Here is a 19,532-nt window from a genome sequence, read left to right as displayed (position 1 = left end):
TTACTTTCCCTCCCAATCGACCAGCTGTTTTTCACGCAGAAATTTGCCGCCTTCGGTCACGACAAGCTCCCCGGGAGAAATACCGGAGGCGACGAGGAAGTCGCCGGTCCGATATTGGGAAACCGTAACCCCGCGCAGCGAGACGGCTTTTGTGGCGGGATCGATGACCCACACGGCGGGCTGTCCATCCGCTGAAGTCATCGCGCTCGCCGGCAAGGCGATGCCAGTGCGCGCTCGAGCGTGGAATTCACCAATGATTGAGGTGCCAAGCGGCCACCGCGCCTGTTCCGGCAGGGCCACCTTCACGCGAACGGTGCCGGCAGCGATGTCGATCGTCGGCGAGATCTCGCGAATCCGCGCTTGCGTCTGCTTAGAGGGATCATCGACCAGAGCCACTTTGACATCGGTCTGCGGCTCACCCTCAAGGAAAAAGGCCTTGAACATATTGAAGACGGCGTCACGGTTTCCATCGTGGGCAAGGGCAAATGCCGCCTGGGCCACCGCCACGACCTGGCCGACCTCTATTTTGCGCGCCGTGACGATGCCATCTGTATCCGCCTTGAGGAGCGTATAGGACAGGGCATCCTTGGCCGTCTCCAGGGCGGTCTCTGCAGCGTCCAAATTGGCACGGGCGGACGCAAGGTCTTCCTGGGCCTGGTCGAAGGTCGCCCTCGGAATCGCCCGCGTCTTGAGCAGCGCTTCATATCTTTTGAATGCCAGTGCCTTCTGCCTGACGATGGCCTGGGCCGAGTCGACGCCAGCCTGCGCCGATTGCACATCGGCGCGCTGCTCGGTGTCGTCGATGCGCGCCAGAACGTCACCCGCATGCACGTGGGAACCGACGTCTGCATTCCACTGGACGACTTGTCCTCCCGCACGGAAGGACAGCTCCGTCTGCGTCGTTGCCTTTATCTCGCCGGTTACGGCTGCCGTGGAGGCATATGAAGCCAGAGAGGCGCGAATGGCGTCCACCGGCTGCGGAGTAAGGTGGGTTTCGGCTTTGTTTTCGCACCCGGCCACAAGGGCACAGGTAAGACCTATGAATATCAATCGGCACGGCATCGGCGTCACCATTTGCACTTTTTCGATGGCCGTGCTAATATCAATGACTATCGGGTTAGTCAATGAAAAAGATGAATCGACGCTGCCCGGTTGGTGCAATGCTGGTTTGAGGCTATAGCAAAGCCAAACAGTCAAAGGAGAAGCCGTGAAAAAGACGACGCGTGCAGAACAGAAAGCCAGGCGGCCCCAGGAAATCCTGGAGGCGGCTTTCGAGGAATTCGCGGTCAATGGCTATGCAATGACGCGGGTCGAAGATGTCGCCGCGCGGCTTGGCGTGACCAAGGGTACCGTCTACCTCTATTTTCCGACCAAGGACGCGCTGTTCGAGGCCATGATGAAGCATATCTCGGCACCGTTCGTGGAGATGCGCGCCTCGATCGGGGCCCTGACCGGGTCCTGCGGCCAGCGTCTCCGCGCAATGCTTTTGTTTGCCTATGACAAGATCGCGAACGACCGCAAGATGAGAGAACCCTTGCGCCTTTCTCTCGCCGAAGGGACACGGTTTCCGCATATCGTCGACCAGCACTATGACGAGTTCATCGCTCCACTGGTCGACATCGTTGGCGCCCTGGTGCGCGAAGGCGTCGAAACCGGTGAGTTTCGAGACGCGCCCGCGTCACATACGCCGGAAGTAATCGTCAGCTCTGTCATCCACATCGTTGTCTGGAGACTGATGTTCGAGGACCGGAGGCCGCTCGACGAAAAGGCCTTTGTCGATGCACATATTGATATGGTTTTGAAGGGCTTGGTCAATCGCAGCTGATTTTATTCCGGCGTACCGCCGCCAGCGCATCGCGAAAACGGCACAGCCTTACCGAAGGCCATTTAATGCGCGTCGCATTTCTTACGATCAGGCGACGCGGCCTTCGCAGCAATTGCCGCTCCGCCGACTTGGTGACAAAGGCATGCACGGTGACCCGGTTCGGCAGATCGTCGACGCCCTTCAGTTCTCCTCGCCGCCGGCAGGATTGTCGACGGCTGTGGTGTCGCCACAGCAGTGACGCTTGGCGCTGCCGACCTGTGGTTCGTGTCCTGCCGTCCTTCGAGGTCGAGTCCGATAATCCCAACGACCGACAGGCGATCGTGGCTATCAAGGATCTTGAGGCAAGAGAATACGCGACGAGCCGGATGCGCAAGATCGCCAGGGAAGTCTTGCCGGGCCAGACTGGCGCAATCATAACGGGTATAACTGGAATTCACTGGAGCGGAGAGTTGATGAACCGAAGGGAGCTGCCGCGCCTGTCCTCTGTTTCGTCGTATGTTCTTGTCGGAAAACCGTGGGACACATTTTAGATCTGCATAGTCGGTCAATGGCGACATCACCGCCTCGGCAGCAAGCCGTTGAGCAGCAGATCCTTCGCCGCCGCGATGCGGGCCTTGGCTTCGGCGTCCTGGCGGTCGGCGAGGAGCAGGACGAAGATGTTCAGGACCAGGGGCGGCGCCAGCAGAAGATCGGGAAAATCGATCACGGGCGACTGTCTGATCGTGCGTTCCTTCGCCGCCTGAACCAGTCTCTGCTGCAGATGATCGCAGATCGGGTCGAGGAACTCGGATGTATGCTCGTCGACAAGGTCCGGAAAGCGGCTTGCTTCGGCGATCAGCAGGCGCAGGATTTCCCGCGCATAGCGATCCTTCAACACAAGGTCATGGCTGAAATCGACGAAGTCGTTCAGAAAGGCCACGATGTCGGGCGTTTGCCGGCTCAGAAATTCCTGCATTGCCAGCAGCGTCGGCTTTGACAGTTCGCGCACCATCTGCACGAACACGTTCTCCTTGCTCTCGAAGTGGAAATAGATCGTGCCCTTGGTGACGCCTGCGCGTGCGGCGACGTCTTCGAGACGGGTCGCGGCATAGCCGTGAAGAACGAACTCCTCGAAGGCGGCGGCCAGGATCTCGCCGGGTCGCTCGGGCTTGCGCCGTATTTTTTTCGGGCTGGACGGGTCCGTCGGATCGATGGTCTTTGCGCCTTTCATATTCCTCCATTATCCTCCCTTGACAGAAGCAGGGCTCTTTTACTACTTAACTGACGCGTTAGTCAATTAGCGATGACGCTTGCGCCAACAAGGAGCGTATCCATGACCAAGGCCGTAATCCGGGCGTGCCGCTCAGCCGGAGCGCTCACCATGCTGATGGCGCTTCTGCCGGTGCTCTCCGCCTGCGGTCAGAAGCAGGCCGCGCCCTCCAATCCGCCCTTGTCGGTCCTGGTCGAGAAGGTCGCGTTTTCGGACTATGCGCCGGCCACGCGCCTGACCGGGGAGATACAGCCGAGGGTGCAGAGCGACCTGTCATTTCAGATCGCCGGGCGCATCGCCGAACGCGGCGTCAGCGTCGGCGACCATGTGGTGCCGGGCCAGGTGCTGGCCAAGCTCGACCCGGTCGAGAAGGAGGCGGATGTCCGCTCGGCGGTGGCGAGCGTCAGCGCCTCGGAAGCCGTGCTCAGGCAGGCGCAGTCGACCTTCGACCGGCAGCAGGCGCTGCTCGACCAGCGCATCGCCATCCGCAAGGATTATGATGCCGCGCAGGAATCCCTGCGCACCGCGCAGGCAGCACTCGATGTCGCCAAGACCCAGCTGGAAACGGCACGCGAGCAGCTGTCCTATACGGTACTGCGCGCCGAAAAACCCGGCGTGATCACCGCGCTCGACGTGGAAGTCGGGCAGGTCGTGCAGGCCGCGGAAACGGTCTATTCGGTCGCCGAAGACGGCCCGCGCGATGCCGTTTTCGATATCGACGAGGCGCTGCTCGCTTCGGATGACGCCGCTCCCGACATCACGATCAGCCTGGTTTCCGATCCATCCGTCAGGACCAAGGGCACGGTGCGGCAGATTTCGCCGACGGTCGACGAGACCAATGGCACGGTGCGGGTGAAAGTCGATGTCGAAAAACCGCCCGCGGCGATGACGCTCGGTGCCGCCGTGGTCGGCGAAGCCAGTCCGCGACCGGTCAAGGCGATCACGATTCCGACCGCGTCGCTGTTCTCGGACGACGGCAAGCCGGCCGTCTGGCTGGTCGATGCCAAGAGCAAAAAGGTCTCGCTCAAGCCGATCGCCGTCCGGTCCTACGAATCCGACCGCATCGTCGTGGAAAGCGGATTGAGCCCGGATGAGCTGATCGTCAGCCGCGGTGCGCAACTGCTGCATCCCGACCAGATTGTCGACGTCACCGAGGAGGCGGGCAAATGAACAAGGCGTTTTCAACTGCGGCAATGGTTGCGGCACTCGCCGTGCTTGCCGCGTGCCAGAAGAATGAAGATGCGGAAAAGGCGTCGCCGCGGCCGGTTCTCTTCATGGTCCTGTCGCCGGTCAGCGCCGACGCCACCCGCTTCACCGGCACGATCCAGTCGCGATACATTTCCGAACTGGGCTTCCAGGTGGTTGGACGGCTGGTTCATCGCGACGTCAATGTCGGCGACACCGTGCTGTCGGGCCAGAAGCTCGCCGAGCTCGATCCGCTGGCCTATCAACTGCAGCTGCGCATTGCCGGCGCCGAGCTGCAGAGCGCCCAGGCGCAGCAGCAGAACGCCATCACCAACGAGAATCGCGAAAAGAAGCTGTTCGACCAGAACATCTCGTCCAAGGCGAGCTTCGAAGCCGTGCATCAGGCACGCGAATCCGCCGATGCCAATGTCGACAGCGCCAGGGCCAAGGTGGCCAAGGCGAAGGAGCAATTGGACAATACCAAGATCATCTCGACCTTCGTCGGCGTGGTGACGGAGGCCAAGGCGGAACCCGGCCAGATCGTGCAGCCCGGCCAGACGGTGGTGACGCTCGCCAGGCCGGATGTGCGCGAAGCCGTTGTCGACGTGCCGGAACGCATCGGCCGGACGCTCAAGCCCGGTGCCAAATTCGGTGTGGTTTCGCAGGCGCGGCCATCGCTGGCGACGACAGGCTATGTCAGGGAGATCGCACCCCTGGCCGATGCAACGACGCGGACGCTGCGCGTGCGCATCTCGCTCGACCAGCCGCCATCCAGCTTCCGGCTGGGGACGATCATCACCGCCACCATTTCCGCACCGGCAGAGGAGACGCTGCTGCTGCCGCCGTCTGCGGTGTTCGATCGGGATGGGAAATCGCGTGCGTGGATCGTCAGCGACAAGGGCATTGTTTCCAGCCGCGAGGTCGAGGTGGCGGAGCAAGGTCCAGCGTTGCGCGTGGTCAAGGGCCTGTCTTCGGGTGACCGCGTCGTCACCGCAGGCGTGCATAGTCTGGCCGAGGGCCAGCAGGTCAGGATGGACAACGAGGCTGCCCAATGAACAAGTTCAATCTTTCCGACTGGGCGCTCGAGCACAGGTCGTTCATCTGGTACTTCATGATCATCTTCGCGGCGCTGGGAGCGATGTCCTACGTCAATCTCGGCCGCGAGGAGGACCCCAGCTTCTCGATCAAGACCATGCTGGTGATCACCAAATGGCCGGGCGCCACCGCCAATGAAATGGCCACCCAGGTCACCGACCGGATCGAGAAGAAGCTCGAAGAGCTGGATTCGCTTGACTACACCAAGAGCCAGACGACGGCGGGATCGAGCATCATCTATGTCAATCTGAAGGACACGACCAAGGCGCGCGACGTGCCAATGACCTGGCTCAAGGTCCGCAACATGATCAACGACATCAAGGGAGATTTCCCCGATGGTGTCCAGGGGCCGAGCTTCAACGACGATTTCGGCGACGTGTTCGGCAATATCTATGCCTTCACGGCCGATGGCCTGACGCAAAGGCAGCTGCGCGACTATGTCGAAGACGTGCGGGCAAAGGTGCTGACCGTTCCGAATGCCGGCAAGGTCGACATCATCGGCGCCCAGGACGAGGCGATCTATCTGGAATTCTCCACCCGCGAGGTTGCTGCACTCGGCATCAGCCGGCAGGATGTGGTGCAGACATTGCAGGCCCAGAACGCCATCACGCCATCAGGCATTGTCGAGACCGGCCCTGACCGTGTCAGCATCCGCGTCACCGGCCAGTTCGCCTCCGAGCACAATCTGCAGGACCTCAATCTCAGGATCAATAACCGGTTCTTCCGCCTGAGCGACGTGGCCAGGATCAGCCGCGGCTATGTCGATCCGCCGCAGACGCTGTTCCGCTTCCAGGGCAAGCCGGCGCTCGGCCTGGCGATCGGCATGAAGCAGGGCGCGAACCTGATCAATTTCGGCGAGGCGCTCGACAAGGAGATGCGCATCGCCATCAACGAACTGCCCATCGGCGTCGATGTCCATCTCGTCTCCGACCAGCCGCAGGTGGTGGAGGAAGCTGTCGGCGGCTTCACCAAGGCACTGTTCGAAGCCGTCGCCATCGTGCTGGTCGTCTCCTTCGTCAGCCTGGGGCTCAGGGCCGGCCTGGTCGTGGCGCTCACGATTCCGCTGGTGCTGGCGATGACCTTCGTGGTCATGGAATATCTCGGCATTTCGCTGCAGCGCATCTCGCTCGGCGCGCTGATCATCGCGCTCGGCCTCCTGGTCGACGATGCGATGATCGCCGTTGAAATGATGGTGGCGCGGCTCGAGGCGGGCGATACGCTCAGGAAGGCGGCGACGGCGGTCTATACGTCCACGGCATTCCCGATGCTGACGGGAACGCTGGTCACGGTCGCCAGCTTCATGCCTGTCGGCCTCAACAACAGTGCGGCGGGCGAATATACGTTCACCCTGTTCGTCGTCATCGGCGTTTCGCTGGTGCTGTCGTGGATCGTGGCCGTGTTGTTCACGCCGCTTCTCGGCGTCACGCTGCTGCCGAAGTCGATGAAGAAGCACAGCGACAAGCCCAGCCGGCTCGGCTCGGTACTATCAGGCATCCTGCTGGCGACCATGCGCTGGCGCTGGCTGACGATCGGCGCCACCCTGCTCGTCTTCGGCTTCTCGCTCTATTCGATGAAATTCGTCGAGCAGCAGTTCTTCCCGTCGTCGGACCGTCCCGAACTGATCGTCGACGTCACGCTGCCGCAGAGCGCCTCGATCGCGGAGACGCGCAAGCAGATGGATCTGCTTGAAACCAGGCTCACCGGTGATGCCGATATCGTGCGCTGGTCGTCCTATGTCGGCAGCGGCGCCGTCCGTTTCCTGCTTTCCTTCGATGTCCAGCCCAACAATCCGAACTATGGGCAGTTCATCGTCGTCACCAAGGACCTGGAAGCACGCGAGCGCGTGGCCGGCAGGCTGCGCAAGATCGCCAAGCAGGATTTCGCCGGGCTTGACGTCTATGTCAACCTCCTGCCGCTCGGGCCGCCCTCGGGCCGCCCGGTGCAGTATCGGCTCAGTGGTCCCGACATCCAAAAACTCAGGAAATATGCGCAGGACCTGTCGACGATCGTCGGCAAGCATCCGCTGCTCGCCAATATGAACTATGACTGGAACGAGCCGGCGCGGTCGATCAAGGTCGACGTGCTGCAGGACAAGGCGCGCCAGCTGGGCGTCACCTCGGAAGATATCGCGACCTCCCTGAATGGCATTGTCGCCGGCTCGACCATCACCCAGGTGCGAGACGGCATCTACCTCATCGACGTCATCGGCCGCGCCACCGCCGCCGAGCGCGCCTCGATCGACACGCTCGAAAACCTGCAACTGGCGACCAAGGACGGCAAGGCGGTGCCCTTGAGCGCGGTGGCGCGCTTTGCCTATCAGCTCGAACAGCCGGTCATCTGGCGCCGCGGCCGGGTGCCGACCATCACCATCAAGGCGGCGATCGTCGATGCCACCCAGCCGGCCACCGTCGTCCAGCAGCTCGCGCCTGCGGTCAAGGCCTTCACCGACACGTTGCCGCCGGCCTATAAGGTCGTGGTCGGCGGCCCGGTCGAGGACAGCGCCAAGTCGCAGGGACCGATCATCGCCGTGGCGCCGCTGATGCTGTTTGCGATCGCGACGCTGCTGATGATCCAGCTGCAAAGTTTTTCGCGGCTGTTCCTGGTGGTGGCAGTGGCGCCGCTCGGCCTGATCGGCGTGGTCGCGGCGCTCATCCCCAGCCACGCCCCACTCGGCTTCGTCGCCATTCTCGGTGTCCTGGCCCTGATCGGCATCCTGATCCGCAATTCGGTGATCCTTGTCGTCCAGATCGAGGAACTGCGATCAGCGGGGCATGATGCGTGGGATTCGGTGGTGGAGGCGACCAAGCATCGCACGCGGCCGATTTTGCTGACGGCGGCGGCGGCCAGTCTGGCGCTGATCCCGATCTCTCGCGAAGTGTTCTGGGGGCCGATGGCCTATGCGATGATGGGTGGGATTATTGTAGGGACGGTGTTGACGCTGGTGTTTTTGCCGAGTCTGTATGTTGCCTGGTTTAGGATTAGGGAGAAAAAGCAGGAGCCGGTGGACGGCGGCGATGACATGCCGGCCGATGACCACGCGCCTGAGGCGCATTCTACGTCTGGGACCCCAAGCGGCTATCAAATCACAAAGTCTGCCGCTACCAGATCGCTTTTGGCGACACCGGTCAGCACCAGATCGTCCATGGTTCCATGATCTGAGGCTAGGTGGAGAACCGTTGTTCCCCCCGATTCCGTCGCTGCTGCAAGCACGGACGCGACATTCGGAATGACATAAGCCGAGAGATCGAGGACATCGTGACCGGCACCAGTGCCGGCACTGAAATCGGTGATCGTCGTCTGGTCGCTGCCGGGCTTCAGCACGAACACATCGCTGCCGCCATTGCCGGCCATCAGGTTATAGACATGGCTGGCGCCGTCTGCGGCAACCCCTGCAACGAAAGTATCGTTACCGGAGCCGCCGAAGACGAAATTCTGCAATGTCGCTCCGCCGGACGCATTGCCGCCCCAGACATGGTTGGCGCCATCACCCATCTGCATCAGATTATAGACGAAGGCGCCCGACCCGGTTGCGTTGCCGCCATAGGCCATATCGTTGCCTTGGCCGGCAGAGATCAAGTTCTGCACCGTCGCCAGGCTGCCGGCATTGCCGCCATGGAAAATATTGTCTCCTTCGTAGTCGTTGAGCATGTTGCCGGTGAAATGCGAACTGCTCGTACTGTTGCCGCCCAGCAGATTGTCGTTGCCGGCGCCGCCATTGGCAAAGCCGCCGCCGGATGCAAGCCTGATCGTGTCGTAGCCATCAAGTCCGTTCAGCGTCTGCATGTGGTCGGCACTGGTGCCGATCACGGTGTCGTCGCCGGCCGTTCCGGTGAGAACAGGATCATTGCCCATCACGGCCGAGGAAATCGTCAGGACGAAAATGTCGGAAATGTGAGCCCCCGACGTGTCGGTTGCCGTTACCCTGATGTCGAGCGCGCCGGCATCGGCGGTTCCCGGTGTGCCTGAAAAGGTTCGGGTTGCCGGATCGAATCTCAACCATCCAGGAAGCGACGACCCATCGGAGAGGGCGGCAGCATAGCTCAGGCTATCGCCGGCATCGACATCGGCAAAAGCTGTCGTCCCGAATTGATAGCTGAAGGAAGCGTTGGCGGACGCCGATGTATCGGCAATTGGGTTGGCCACGATCGGCGCGTCATTGACGGCTGCCAGGCTGAACGACTGGCTGGCCGCAATTGACCCGCCATGACCATCGGTCACGGAGTAGCTCAGGGTCACGCTGCCATGGTAGTTGGCTTCGGGCGTGAATGTCCAGGTGCCGTTGTGGTAGACCAGGCTGCCATGGTTGGCCGTGAGGCCAGACACCGACAGCGTGTCGCCATCGACATCCGAAAAGCCCTGCAGCAATTGAGCCGCGGAGATGATGTAGGCGGTGTCCTCCGAGCCGCCAGCAAGGCTCGCCTGCATTCCCGTGAGCGCCGGCGCATGGTTCGCATTGGGCTCGATTGGCGGAAAGAAATTGTCGCTGGTGAACTGCGATACGTTCGTATGCTGGAAGGTGAGGAGGTTGATCCAGTTGTTGCCGCCACCATCGGCATCGAGCTGAAGAACAACATCGTGGCCCACCTGGGTGAGCTTCAGGAAGCCTGCGGAGCCGAAAGGATTGGACGCTCCATCCCAGCCAGTAGCGGCGATCGAATCGAGGACGGTGGTGAGATCTATGACATCGCCATTGGCGCCCGCAGCAAAGTCGGTGATCCTGGTCAGATTGTTGCCGATTGTGTCGAAGTCGGTAAGCTTGAGCCTGTCCTGACCGGTTCCCGTGGTGATCACCGTGGCATAAATGGAATTCAGGTAGTTGATCGTGTCATTGCCTGCCCCGAGGTCGATGGTATCTGCGCCAGCCCGGCCGGCATAGGCGAGATCATCATCGCCGGCACCGGCATCGATCTTGTTGGAACCTGCTGAATCTTCGATGTAATCATTGCCGTCACCGCCATTGATCGTATCGCTGCCGCTGGAATCCCGGATAACGTCATTGCCATCACCGCCATTGAGGCTGTCGTCGCCGCCAAGATCCTGGATAACGTCATTGCCACTTCCGGCGTCGATCGTATCTCCACCGGTTTCATAGACGGTAATTTCGTCGTCACCCGCGCCTGTATCTATGTGATCGCCAAGTCCATCGTCATCGCGGATCGTTACGCTGTCATTGCCGTTGCCGCCGGTTATCGTATTGCTGCCCAACGTATCGCCAAAACCATTGCCATCGTCACCGCCGATAAGCACGTCATCGCCGGCGCCGCCACTGAGGACATTGTAACCTGAATCGCCAATGACCGTGTCGTTGCCGTCACCGCCAAAGAGCAGATCGTTGTGGGCACCGCCATTGAGCGTATCGTTGCCGCTGTCGCCGTTGAGCGTGTCACTGCCGTCGCCGCCATTGAGCACGTCATTGCCGAAGCTCCCTGACAGATGGTCATTGCCTGCAAAGCCGTTGATGGTGTCACCACCCATACCACCAGTGAGCGTGTCATCGCCCGGGGTGCCGTCAAGCGTCTGCCCCGGAATCGCGCTCCCATCGAGCTGGATCGGCGGATAGAAGTTGTCGCTGGTGAACTGCGACACGTCCTTATGCTCGAAGGTGAGGAGATTGATCCAATCGTTGCCGCCGCCGTCGGCATCGAGCTGGAGAACAACATCGTCGCCAACCTGGGTGAGCTTGAGGAAGCTCGCGGCACCGAAGGGATTGGATGCGCCATCCCAGCCGGTGGTGACGATCGAATTGAGGGCAGAGGTGAGATCGACGACATCGCCATTGGCGCCGGTGGCGAAATCGGTGATCCTGGTCAGATTGTCGGCGGATGTGTCGAATTGCGAGAGGTTAAGCTTGTCCTGGCCGCTTCCCGTGGTGATCACCGTGGCATGCATGGAATTCAGGTTGTTGATCGTATCATTGCCTGTGCCGAGGTCGATGGCATCGGCGCCACCCCAACCGGCATAGGCGACCATGTCATTGCCGGCACCGGCATCGATCTTGTTGGAACCTTTGGTATCTTCGATGTAGTCATCGCCGTCGCCGCCGATGAGCGTATCGTTGACCTCACCGACCCAATTGCCGTCGACAAAAGAAGGAGAGTCGTCAGTGCTAATGATGACGTCGTTGCCATCACCGCCATTGATGCTGTCGCTGCCGCCAAAATCATGGATGACGTCATTGCCGCTTCCGGCATCGATCGTATCTCTGCCGCCTTCGTAGACAATGATTTCGTCGTCACCCGCACCTGTATTTATCTGATTGCCAATTCCTTCCTCGTTGCGGACCGTTACACTGTCAACGCCATTGCCGCCGGTTATCGTATTGCCGCCCGAAGTATCGCCAAAACCATTGCCATCGTCCCCGCCGATGAGCACATCATGGCCGTCGCCGCCGTTGAAGACGTTGTAACCTGAACCGCCAATCAGCGTGTCATTGCCGTCGCCGCCATTGAGTATGTCGTTGTGCGCACCGCCGTTGAGCGTATCGTTACCGCTGTCGCCGTTGAGCGTGTCGCTGCCATCGCCACCATTGAGCACGTCGTTGCCGAAGCTCCCCGATAGCTGGTCATTGCCTGCAAGGCCGTTGATGGTGTCGTCGCCTATTCCGCCAGTGAGCGTGTCATTGCCGGGTGTACCGTCGATGATGGTCATCATGCCTCTCCTGTGCTTGTTCAGCTTCTGCCTGCAAACAGGAAGTCAAGCGCGTAGCATGGGAAACGAGCGCGAAAACCGCAGCTGGCTGCCGCCGTTTAAAACAGCAAGCCCTCTCGGATCCCTTGCCGTCAACTCCCCCAAGCGAGGCATTCACCGCTGGCGTCTCGCAGCGATCCTCGCCACTAGACTGCTAGTGGATACTTCAGCCAAAGTGGTGCGGTCAAGCGACCATTAATCAATGATTGAAATGGCATTAGTCAAATCGGAGTGCGTGGCTGCCTGCCAGAAAACGGCGCCTCATCGGCGGGGCGCCGAAAACGATAATGAAACAGAGACCTTTTGGTGGAGCTAAGGAGGATCGAACTCCTGGCCTCTACATTGCGAACGTAGCGCTCTCCCAGCTGAGCTATAGCCCCACACCGTTTGCCGCCCGAAGCGGCAATGCGCCCTAAATAGCATTTATCCGGAAAAGTTCAACGCCCCTCGCGCGGCAAAAAAAGGCGAGGTGGCGGAATTTAGCTTGATTGCCGGCTTCGTGTTGAAAACGCCCCAATTTCCGTTATGGCTCAGAGAGAGAAACCTAAGGAGATTGCGCGTGGCGGCAGCATTTGGAACTTCGGGGCTTCGTGGTCCCGCCGTGGATTTTACCGAGAGCCTGTGCACAGCCTATATCGGCGCCTTTCTTGAACGCTTCGAGGCCAGTGCCGCCGGCCGCATCGCCTATGTCGGCGCCGATCTGCGCGATTCGAGCCCGCGGATTGCCGGCCAGTGCCTCGCCGCGGTCAAGGCCGCCGGCTGGACGCCGGTCTGGGCCGGCACGGTGCCGACGCCGGCGCTTGCGGCTTATGCCATGGCGCGACAGGCGCCGGCGATCATGGTCACCGGCAGCCATATTCCGGAAACCTATAACGGCATAAAATTCTATCGGCCGGATGGCGAGTTTTTGAAGGACGATGAAGCGCCGGTCCGCGTCCGCGCCGAGGCGATCATCGGCGAAGGCCGCATCGCGGCCGCCATCGCGCCGGGTGAGCCGCTCGCCGCGGTCGCCGAGGACTATGTGTCGCGCTATGTCAGCGCCTTCGGCGCTGCGGCGCTGGCGGGATTGAAGATCGGCATCGACCTGCATTCCGCCGTCGGCCGCGATCTGCTTGTGCGGATCTTTGAGGGATTGGGGGCCGATATTCTTCCCTTCCGTCGTGTCGAGCGCTTTGTCGCGGTCGATACCGAGGCACTGGATCCCGAGGACATTGCCCGCGCCCGGGCGCTGATCGTCGAGCAGCACCTCGATGCGGTGATCTCGACCGATGGCGATGGCGACCGGCCGCTGGTGATCGACGAGACCGGCCGCCAGATCAATGGCGATGTGCTCGGCGTGCTCACCGCCCGGGTGATCGGCACCAAGACCGTCGTCACCCCGCTCTCCTCCACCAGCGCGGTGGAAGAATCGGGCTGGTTCGGCACGGTCGAACGCACGCGTATCGGCTCGCCCTATGTCGTGGCGGCGATGGCAACCGCGAAAGAGCATCCGGCCGCCGGTTTCGAAGCCAATGGCGGCTTCCTGCTGCAGGACGATATTTCGCTGGCGAATGGTTCGCTTCCGCGCCTGCCGACCCGCGATGCCGTGCTGCCCGCCATCGCCTGCCTTGTGCTTGCCAAGCAGGAGCGGCTGACGCTGTCGGCGCTGGCCGGCACCTTGCCGCCGCGCTTCATGAAGGCCGATCGCGTCAAGGACGTGCCGGGCGACAAGGCGAAAGTGTTTCTCGGCGAGATCGAGGCTTCGGCCGATTTCCGCACCGCCTTCGATCCGCGCATTGCGGCGCCGGTCGCGGTGTCCACGCTCGATGGCGTGCGCATGGCCTTTGCCAATGGCGACACGGTGCATTTCCGCCAGTCCGGCAACGCGCCGGAAATGCGCATCTATGTCGAAACAGGCGAAGCGGCGGCAACCGACCAACTGCTGGGCGAATTGATCGAGAAACTGAAGCAACGCTTCTGAGGAGCCGTCATGGCCGTCGAAATCCGCAATGCCGGGGCGAGCGACCTCGATCAGTGGCAGGTGCTGTGGCAGGGCTACCTGACCTTCTACAAGGTGACGATCGCGCCTGACATCACCATGGCGACATGGGCGCGCATCCTTGATCCGATGAACCCGCTCACCTGCCGCGTCGCCACGCTGGACGGCGCGCTCGTCGGCTTCGCCCATCATCATACGCACCTGACCACCTGGGACACGCGGCCGACCTCCTATCTCGAAGACCTGTTCGTCAGTCCGACCGTACGCGGCCACGGCGTCGGCCGGACACTGCTCGATGATCTCGTGGCGCTGGGCAAGGCGGCGGACTGGGCTTCGATCTATTGGATCACGGCCGAGGGCAATGTGACGGCGCAGAAACTGTACGACAGCTACAACAAGCGGGACGAGTTTTTCCGCTATTCGATCGCATTGTAAGCCGGCGAACTATGTCTCTAAGTCGACCCGTCTGCTGCAGGCTCAATTTCTGTTTTTAGTTACCGCCGCAGCATTTCTTGTATTTCTTGCCGGAGCCGCAAGGGCATGGATCGTTGCGACCGACTTTCATATTTTGCATCGGCGCAGACGCGGGCGGCATTGATAGCGCAGACCGGGGGACGCGAGCGGCGTTGAGGGTTTCGATCCAGCCGGCGATGAGGTCCGGCGCGGCGGACTGGAGTTCGTCAATATTCTTCTTTTTGAGCTTGCTTTTGCCGGTGGCGATATCGGAGAGGGCAACCAGTCCGGCCATGGCGGCCGCTATGTTTTCACCCATGCCGAGATAGACCCTCCAGCTCTTCGGCCGCAGGCGCATGGCGGTCTCGAAGCCGTCGATCCATATTTCCCACAGGACATCGTCATTGCGGGTATCGACGTCGAAGACAGGTGCAAATCTGCCCGCGCCGATATCGGCGGTGATGGCGTTGTAGTGCTCCATGACCAGGCTCGTCAATTTTTCAGCCTGCTTGGCACTCTGAAAGACGGGGCCGTCACCCTGGCCTTCCGCGTCCCAGATGAGCGGTAGCCATTCGCTCGGCATGATCAGATCGGGGCAGACGACGATGCCCGCGAGATAGCCTTCGAGTTGGCTGGCCGACATCGGATCGCAGTCTTCGGCCAGTTCGTCGAGCTTTTTTTCAAGCAGCGTCAGCCTTCGCGAAATATCCTGCATCTCGGTTCCCAATGCCATGGCAACGGTTCAATGATGCGTGTGATCGGTTGATCTGCGATCCGACTCAAGCCGTCGCGCGGATACGGCTTCGGGATCGTCGTGCTCGTTTGAGGGCCGCCGTTTTTCCACTACTGGACGAAGGCCTGCTCACTCCGGTTATGCTTCCGGGTTGAAAATGTCAGGCCAACCTCTACGTCCGGTGCCAGTCGGTGCAGGATGCGCACCAGCCGATCAAGAGTGAACTTGGCCAGATCGGCGTTTCTCACCCGGGATATATCAGCAGCGGCCACGCCCGTTATTTCCTCGGCTGCGCGCACAGTCAACTTGCGCTTGTCGAGCACGGCAATGATTTCCGCCGCGAGCTTGGCCTTCATCAGCTTGGTTTCGGCATCGGGATCGCCGAAGTCGGCAAAGATATTGTCGCTTCCCCGAACGATTTCAAAGTCGTCGTCACTCATGGCATCATTTCCTTTATTCGCTTCAATCGCGCCTTGATCAGATCCACCTCCTTTTGAGGCGTCGCGATTCCTTTGGTTGATTTCTTCTGGAAGGCGTGAACCACCCAGATAGCATCGCCAAATTGAAGCGCGTAGACGGCTCGATATGCGTCTGTGCGATAGGGCAGGGCGATTTCCATGATGCCCGATCCCAAACCGCTCATGGGCTTTGCGATATCCGCCTTGCCGCCTTCCGCGGCGATGACCAGTGCGGATTGCATGATGTCGCGTGCGCCTGTGGGGAATGTTTCGAATTCCTTACGCGCTGCTTTCACCCACAGGATTTCTCTCATGCACCCATGTTGTCATATTTCACAACAACGGGCAACCAAATCCAGAAAATCGTCCCGCTCGAGATTCGGTTCCTGAGCGCTATTCCGGAGCGTTCCGGAACAAATCGCAACCGCGATCATTGTTTCTGTAATCCGCCTTCCTCCAGCGCCCAAACCAACATTGCTGCACCGCAGCGACGATTTCCGCTTGACAGTTTTCTCTAATAAACGAATAAATGCTCACGGGCATAGCATTTGCTCATTTCTTCTGTGGGAGGAAGATCATGAACTTGAGAACGGTTTTGCTGGGCGCAAGCACGGCTCTGGCCATGTACGGCATGGCTTATGCGGACACGACGCTGACGATCGCAACGGTCAACAACGGCGACATGGTTCGCATGCAGAAATTGACGGATGACTTCACCAAGAAGAATCCGGACATCAAGCTGCAATGGGTGACTTTGGAAGAAAACGTCCTGCGTCAGCGCGTCACCACCGACATCGCCACCAAGGGCGGTCAGTATGACGTTATGACGATCGGCACCTATGAAGTTCCGATCTGGGCCAAGCAGAACTGGCTCGTGCCGCTCGACAAGCTCGGCGACAGCTACGACGTCAACGACCTGCTGCCGGCCATTCGCGGTGGCCTTACCGTCGACGGCAAGCTTTTTGCTGCGCCTTTCTACGGCGAAAGCTCGATGGTCATGTACCGCAAGGACCTGATGGACAAGGCCGGGCTGAAAATGCCTGACGCGCCGACCTGGGACTTTATCGGCCAGGCAGCCCGCAAGATGACCGACCGCGCCAATGGCGTCAACGGCGTCTGCCTGCGCGGCAAGGCTGGCTGGGGCGAAAACATGGCCTTCCTGACCGCCATGTCCAATTCCTTTGGCGCCCGCTGGTTCGATGAGAACTGGAAGCCGCAGTTCGATCAGCCGGAATGGAAGAAGACGCTCGAAACCTACGTCCAGCTGATGAAGGACGCCGGCCCGGAAGGCGCTTCGTCCAACGGCTTCAACGAAAACCTGGCGCTGTTCCAGCAGGGCAAGTGCGGCATGTGGATCGATGCCACGGTGGCTGCTTCCTTCGTCTCCGACCCCAAGGCTTCGACGGTGGCCGACAAGGTCGGTTATGCGCTGGCGCCGGACAATGGTCTCGGCAAGCGCGGCAACTGGCTCTGGGCCTGGTCGCTGGCGATCCCCGCTGGTTCGCAGAAGGTCGATGCTGCCGAAAAGTTCGTCGCCTGGGCAACCTCGAAGGACTATCTGAAGATCGTCGCCGACAAGGAAGGCTGGGCCAACGTTCCCCCGGGCACGCGCACCTCGCTCTATAGCAACCCCGACTACCAGAAAGCGGCACCCTTCGCCAAGATGACGCTCGACAGCATCAACTCCGCCGACCCGACCAAGCCCACGGTCAAGGCGGTTCCCTATGTCGGCGTGCAGTTCGTCGCCATTCCGGAATTCCAGGGTCTCGGCACCACCGTTGGCCAGCTCTTCTCCGCCGCTCTTGCCGGCCAGATGAGCGTCGACGACGCCCTGAAGCAGGCCCAGGATGCTGCCACCGCCACCATGACTGAAGGCGGCTACATCAAGTAATCCATAAAAGTTACGTCTCCCAAGGACGAACTGGCTGTCCGGTCTCCTCCGGTCGGGCAGCCCCTTTAGACCCAGCCTGCCAAACGTGAAAACCGATTTTCGGGATCAAAACAGGCAAAAAATAGTAGCGAACTGCAGTTGCCGTCATTTTCGCGCGCTCCGCGGCGGCACTGAAAACAATCAAGACATAAGCGGCATCGTCCCCTCTTCTGGGGGATCAAGATAGCCGAAGCCTGGGAGGAGCATTGGAATGGCCACGCAACAAACCCGGACGCTTGCCCGCACAATGCTGGCGCCGTCGGTGATCCTACTCTTCGTCTGGATGGCGATACCGCTGGCGCTGACGCTGTGGTTCTCGTTCCAGCAGTATAACCCGCTCAATCCGATCCGCGACGGTTTCGTCGGATTTTCCAATTACCTGCTGTTCCTGCACAATCCGGCTTTCCTGTGGGCCATCCTCAACACGTTGCAGATCGTCGTCGGCGTACTTCTGATCACCATTATCGGCGGTGTCGCGCTCGCATTGCTGCTTGACCAGCCGATCTGGGGCCAGGGCATTGTCCGCATCCTGGTGATCTCGCCCTTCTTCGTCATGCCGCCGGTCGCGGCGCTGGTGTGGAAGAACATGATCATGCATGCCCAATATGGCGTGTTCGCCGATCTCGCCCGTGCGCTCGGCCTCCATCCGATCGACTGGTTCGGGCAATATCCGCTGCTGTCGGTCATCATCATCGTCGCCTGGCAATGGCTGCCCTTCGCGACGCTGATCCTGCTCACCGCACTGCAATCGCTCGATGGCGAGCAGAAGGAAGCGGCGGAGATGGACGGCGCCAACTTCTTCAACCGCTTCATCTACCTCGTCGTCCCGCATCTGGCGCGTGCGACCACGGTCGTCGTKCTCATCCAGACGATCTTCCTGCTCAGCGTCTACGCGGAAATCCTGGTCACCACCAATGGCGGCCCCGGCTATGCCTCGACCAACCTGCCGTTCCTCGTCTACCAGAAGGCGCTGCTCGAATTCAAAATCGGCCARGCSTCYGCRGGCGGCATCATCGCAGTCATCCTTGCCAACATCGTCGCCTTCTTCGCCATGCGGGCGGTCGGCAAGAACCTGGACCGATAGGAGGGCATCATGGCCAGAGCTGTTTCCACCAGACGCACCGCAGTCGTCACCATCGTTGCCTGGATCATCGCACTGCTGATCTTCTTTCCGATCCTTTATACGATCATCACCAGTTTCAAGTCGGAGCAGGAAGCGATCCAGGGCTTCAACCTGATCCCGTCCGGCACGCTGGAAAGCTACTATGACGTCGAGAGCCAGAAGGACTATTTCACGCCCTTCCTCAATTCGGTGTTCCTCTCCGTCGGCTCGACGATCCTGGCGCTGATCRTYGCCGTGCCGGCKGCCTGGTCGATGGCCTTTGCGCCKGCCAAGCGCACCAAGGACATCYTGATGTGGATGCTSTCSACCAAGATGATGCCGGCGGTGGCGGTGCTGTTTCCGATCTACCTGCTGTTTCGCAATCTCGGCCTGCTCGACAGCCGTGCCGCRCTCTGCGTCATGCTGATGCTGATCAACCTGCCGATCGTCGTCTGGATGCTCTACACCTATTTCCGCGAAATCCCRGGCGAAATCCTCGAGGCGGCGCGGATGGATGGCGCCACGCTTTGGGGCGAGATCGTCTATGTGCTGACCCCGATGGCGGTGCCCGGCATTGCGTCGACCATGCTGCTCAACATCATCCTTGCCTGGAACGAATCCTTCTGGACGATCCAGCTGACGACTACCAATGCCGCGCCGCTGACTGCCTTCATCGCCTCGTTCTCCAGCCCGCAGGGTCTGTTCTGGGCGAAGCTGTCGGCAGCGTCGACCTTGGCCATCGCGCCGATCCTGATCATGGGCTGGTTCTCGCAGAAGCAGCTGGTGCGCGGGCTGACATTCGGCGCGGTCAAATAACAATCCGGGAGGGAACGAAAA

Annotated in this window: 15 protein-coding genes and 1 tRNA gene; 9 read left to right on the top strand and 7 right to left on the bottom strand. The window is 60.6% G+C overall.

Annotated features, from left to right (window positions below; genetic code table 11):
- Window positions 1-1,062 carry an efflux RND transporter periplasmic adaptor subunit gene (locus AC1DYF_RS38790; RefSeq protein WP_477884070.1) on the bottom strand — a complete coding sequence of 354 codons (1,062 nt, stop codon included), beginning with the start codon at window positions 1,060-1,062 and terminating at the stop codon, window positions 1-3.
- A gap of 145 nt (window positions 1,063-1,207) precedes the next feature.
- Between AC1DYF_RS38790 and AC1DYF_RS38785 the strand changes: the two genes are divergently transcribed.
- Window positions 1,208-1,825 (top strand): TetR/AcrR family transcriptional regulator, encoded by a 618-nt coding sequence (locus tag AC1DYF_RS38785; protein ID WP_477884054.1) that lies wholly within the window; start codon window positions 1,208-1,210, stop codon window positions 1,823-1,825.
- Window positions 1,826-2,381: 556 nt separating this feature from the next.
- Here AC1DYF_RS38785 and AC1DYF_RS38780 read toward each other — a convergent pair.
- Window positions 2,382-3,035: a TetR/AcrR family transcriptional regulator gene (locus tag AC1DYF_RS38780; RefSeq protein ID WP_477884052.1), complete on the bottom strand. Its 654-nt coding sequence runs from the start codon at window positions 3,033-3,035 to the stop codon at window positions 2,382-2,384.
- Between the two features lie 102 nt (window positions 3,036-3,137).
- Here AC1DYF_RS38780 and AC1DYF_RS38775 point away from each other — a divergent pair, with 102 nt between their 5' ends.
- Genes AC1DYF_RS38775 through AC1DYF_RS38765 form a run of 3 tightly spaced genes read left to right on the top strand, consistent with a single transcriptional unit; the run spans window position 3,138 to window position 8,508 of the window.
- A complete protein-coding gene (locus AC1DYF_RS38775; protein ID WP_477884050.1) occupies window positions 3,138-4,244 on the top strand; it encodes an efflux RND transporter periplasmic adaptor subunit in 1,107 nt (368 codons plus the stop codon).
- Complete coding sequence (locus AC1DYF_RS38770; RefSeq protein ID WP_477884048.1) at window positions 4,241-5,314, top strand: efflux RND transporter periplasmic adaptor subunit; 1,074 nt, start codon at window positions 4,241-4,243, stop codon at window positions 5,312-5,314. The genes AC1DYF_RS38775 and AC1DYF_RS38770 overlap by 4 nt, the downstream gene beginning before the upstream one ends.
- Window positions 5,311-8,508 carry an efflux RND transporter permease subunit gene (locus AC1DYF_RS38765; RefSeq protein ID WP_477884046.1) on the top strand — a complete coding sequence of 1,066 codons (3,198 nt, stop codon included), beginning with the start codon at window positions 5,311-5,313 and terminating at the stop codon, window positions 8,506-8,508. The genes AC1DYF_RS38770 and AC1DYF_RS38765 overlap by 4 nt, the downstream gene beginning before the upstream one ends.
- Here AC1DYF_RS38765 and AC1DYF_RS38760 read toward each other — a convergent pair.
- Together AC1DYF_RS38760 and AC1DYF_RS38755 are read right to left on the bottom strand one after the other, a co-directional pair.
- Entirely contained in the window at window positions 8,433-12,002 is a 3,570-nt protein-coding gene (locus AC1DYF_RS38760) for a cadherin-like domain-containing protein (protein WP_477884044.1), read from the bottom strand. The two genes, AC1DYF_RS38765 and AC1DYF_RS38760, sit on opposite strands and share 76 nt — an antisense overlap.
- Window positions 12,003-12,345: 343 nt before the next feature.
- Window positions 12,346-12,421: transfer RNA gene (locus AC1DYF_RS38755), tRNA-Ala, on the bottom strand.
- A 179-nt stretch (window positions 12,422-12,600) separates the two neighbouring features.
- Between AC1DYF_RS38755 and AC1DYF_RS38750 the strand changes: the two genes are divergently transcribed.
- Window positions 12,601-14,001 (top strand): phosphohexomutase domain-containing protein, encoded by a 1,401-nt coding sequence (locus AC1DYF_RS38750; protein ID WP_477884042.1) that lies wholly within the window; start codon window positions 12,601-12,603, stop codon window positions 13,999-14,001.
- Window positions 14,002-14,010: 9 nt separating this feature from the next.
- Window positions 14,011-14,454, top strand: a complete 444-nt coding sequence (locus tag AC1DYF_RS38745) for an N-acetyltransferase family protein (protein WP_477884040.1) — start codon at window positions 14,011-14,013, stop codon at window positions 14,452-14,454.
- A 55-nt stretch (window positions 14,455-14,509) separates the two neighbouring features.
- Here AC1DYF_RS38745 and AC1DYF_RS38740 read toward each other — a convergent pair whose 3' ends face one another.
- The 3 genes from AC1DYF_RS38740 to AC1DYF_RS38730 all read right to left on the bottom strand — a co-directional run bounded on the left by AC1DYF_RS38740 (window position 14,510) and on the right by AC1DYF_RS38730 (window position 15,977).
- Window positions 14,510-15,205 (bottom strand): UPF0149 family protein, encoded by a 696-nt coding sequence (locus AC1DYF_RS38740; protein WP_477884038.1) that lies wholly within the window; start codon window positions 15,203-15,205, stop codon window positions 14,510-14,512.
- A 110-nt stretch (window positions 15,206-15,315) separates the two neighbouring features.
- Window positions 15,316-15,645 (bottom strand): helix-turn-helix domain-containing protein, encoded by a 330-nt coding sequence (locus tag AC1DYF_RS38735; protein ID WP_477884036.1) that lies wholly within the window; start codon window positions 15,643-15,645, stop codon window positions 15,316-15,318.
- Complete coding sequence (locus tag AC1DYF_RS38730) at window positions 15,642-15,977, bottom strand: type II toxin-antitoxin system RelE/ParE family toxin (RefSeq protein WP_477884034.1); 336 nt, start codon at window positions 15,975-15,977, stop codon at window positions 15,642-15,644. Before AC1DYF_RS38730 ends, AC1DYF_RS38735 begins: the two co-directional genes overlap by 4 nt.
- A gap of 263 nt (window positions 15,978-16,240) precedes the next feature.
- Between AC1DYF_RS38730 and AC1DYF_RS38725 the strand changes: the two genes are divergently transcribed.
- The 3 genes from AC1DYF_RS38725 to AC1DYF_RS38715 all read left to right on the top strand — a co-directional run bounded on the left by AC1DYF_RS38725 (window position 16,241) and on the right by AC1DYF_RS38715 (window position 19,511).
- Window positions 16,241-17,554 carry an ABC transporter substrate-binding protein gene (locus AC1DYF_RS38725; protein ID WP_477884032.1) on the top strand — a complete coding sequence of 438 codons (1,314 nt, stop codon included), beginning with the start codon at window positions 16,241-16,243 and terminating at the stop codon, window positions 17,552-17,554.
- 250 nt (window positions 17,555-17,804) lie between these two features.
- Complete coding sequence (locus tag AC1DYF_RS38720; protein WP_477884030.1) at window positions 17,805-18,677, top strand: carbohydrate ABC transporter permease; 873 nt, start codon at window positions 17,805-17,807, stop codon at window positions 18,675-18,677.
- 9 nt (window positions 18,678-18,686) lie between these two features.
- On the top strand, window positions 18,687-19,511 hold the full coding sequence (locus AC1DYF_RS38715) for a carbohydrate ABC transporter permease (protein WP_477884028.1): 825 nt from the start codon (window positions 18,687-18,689) through the stop codon (window positions 19,509-19,511).
- Window positions 19,512-19,532: the final 21 nt, after the last annotated feature.

The organism is Rhizobium sp. P2_G9 (assembly GCF_056403475.1).
The sequence above is the reverse complement of the archived record's forward strand: the minus strand, read 5'-3'. Positions and strand labels throughout refer to the sequence as shown.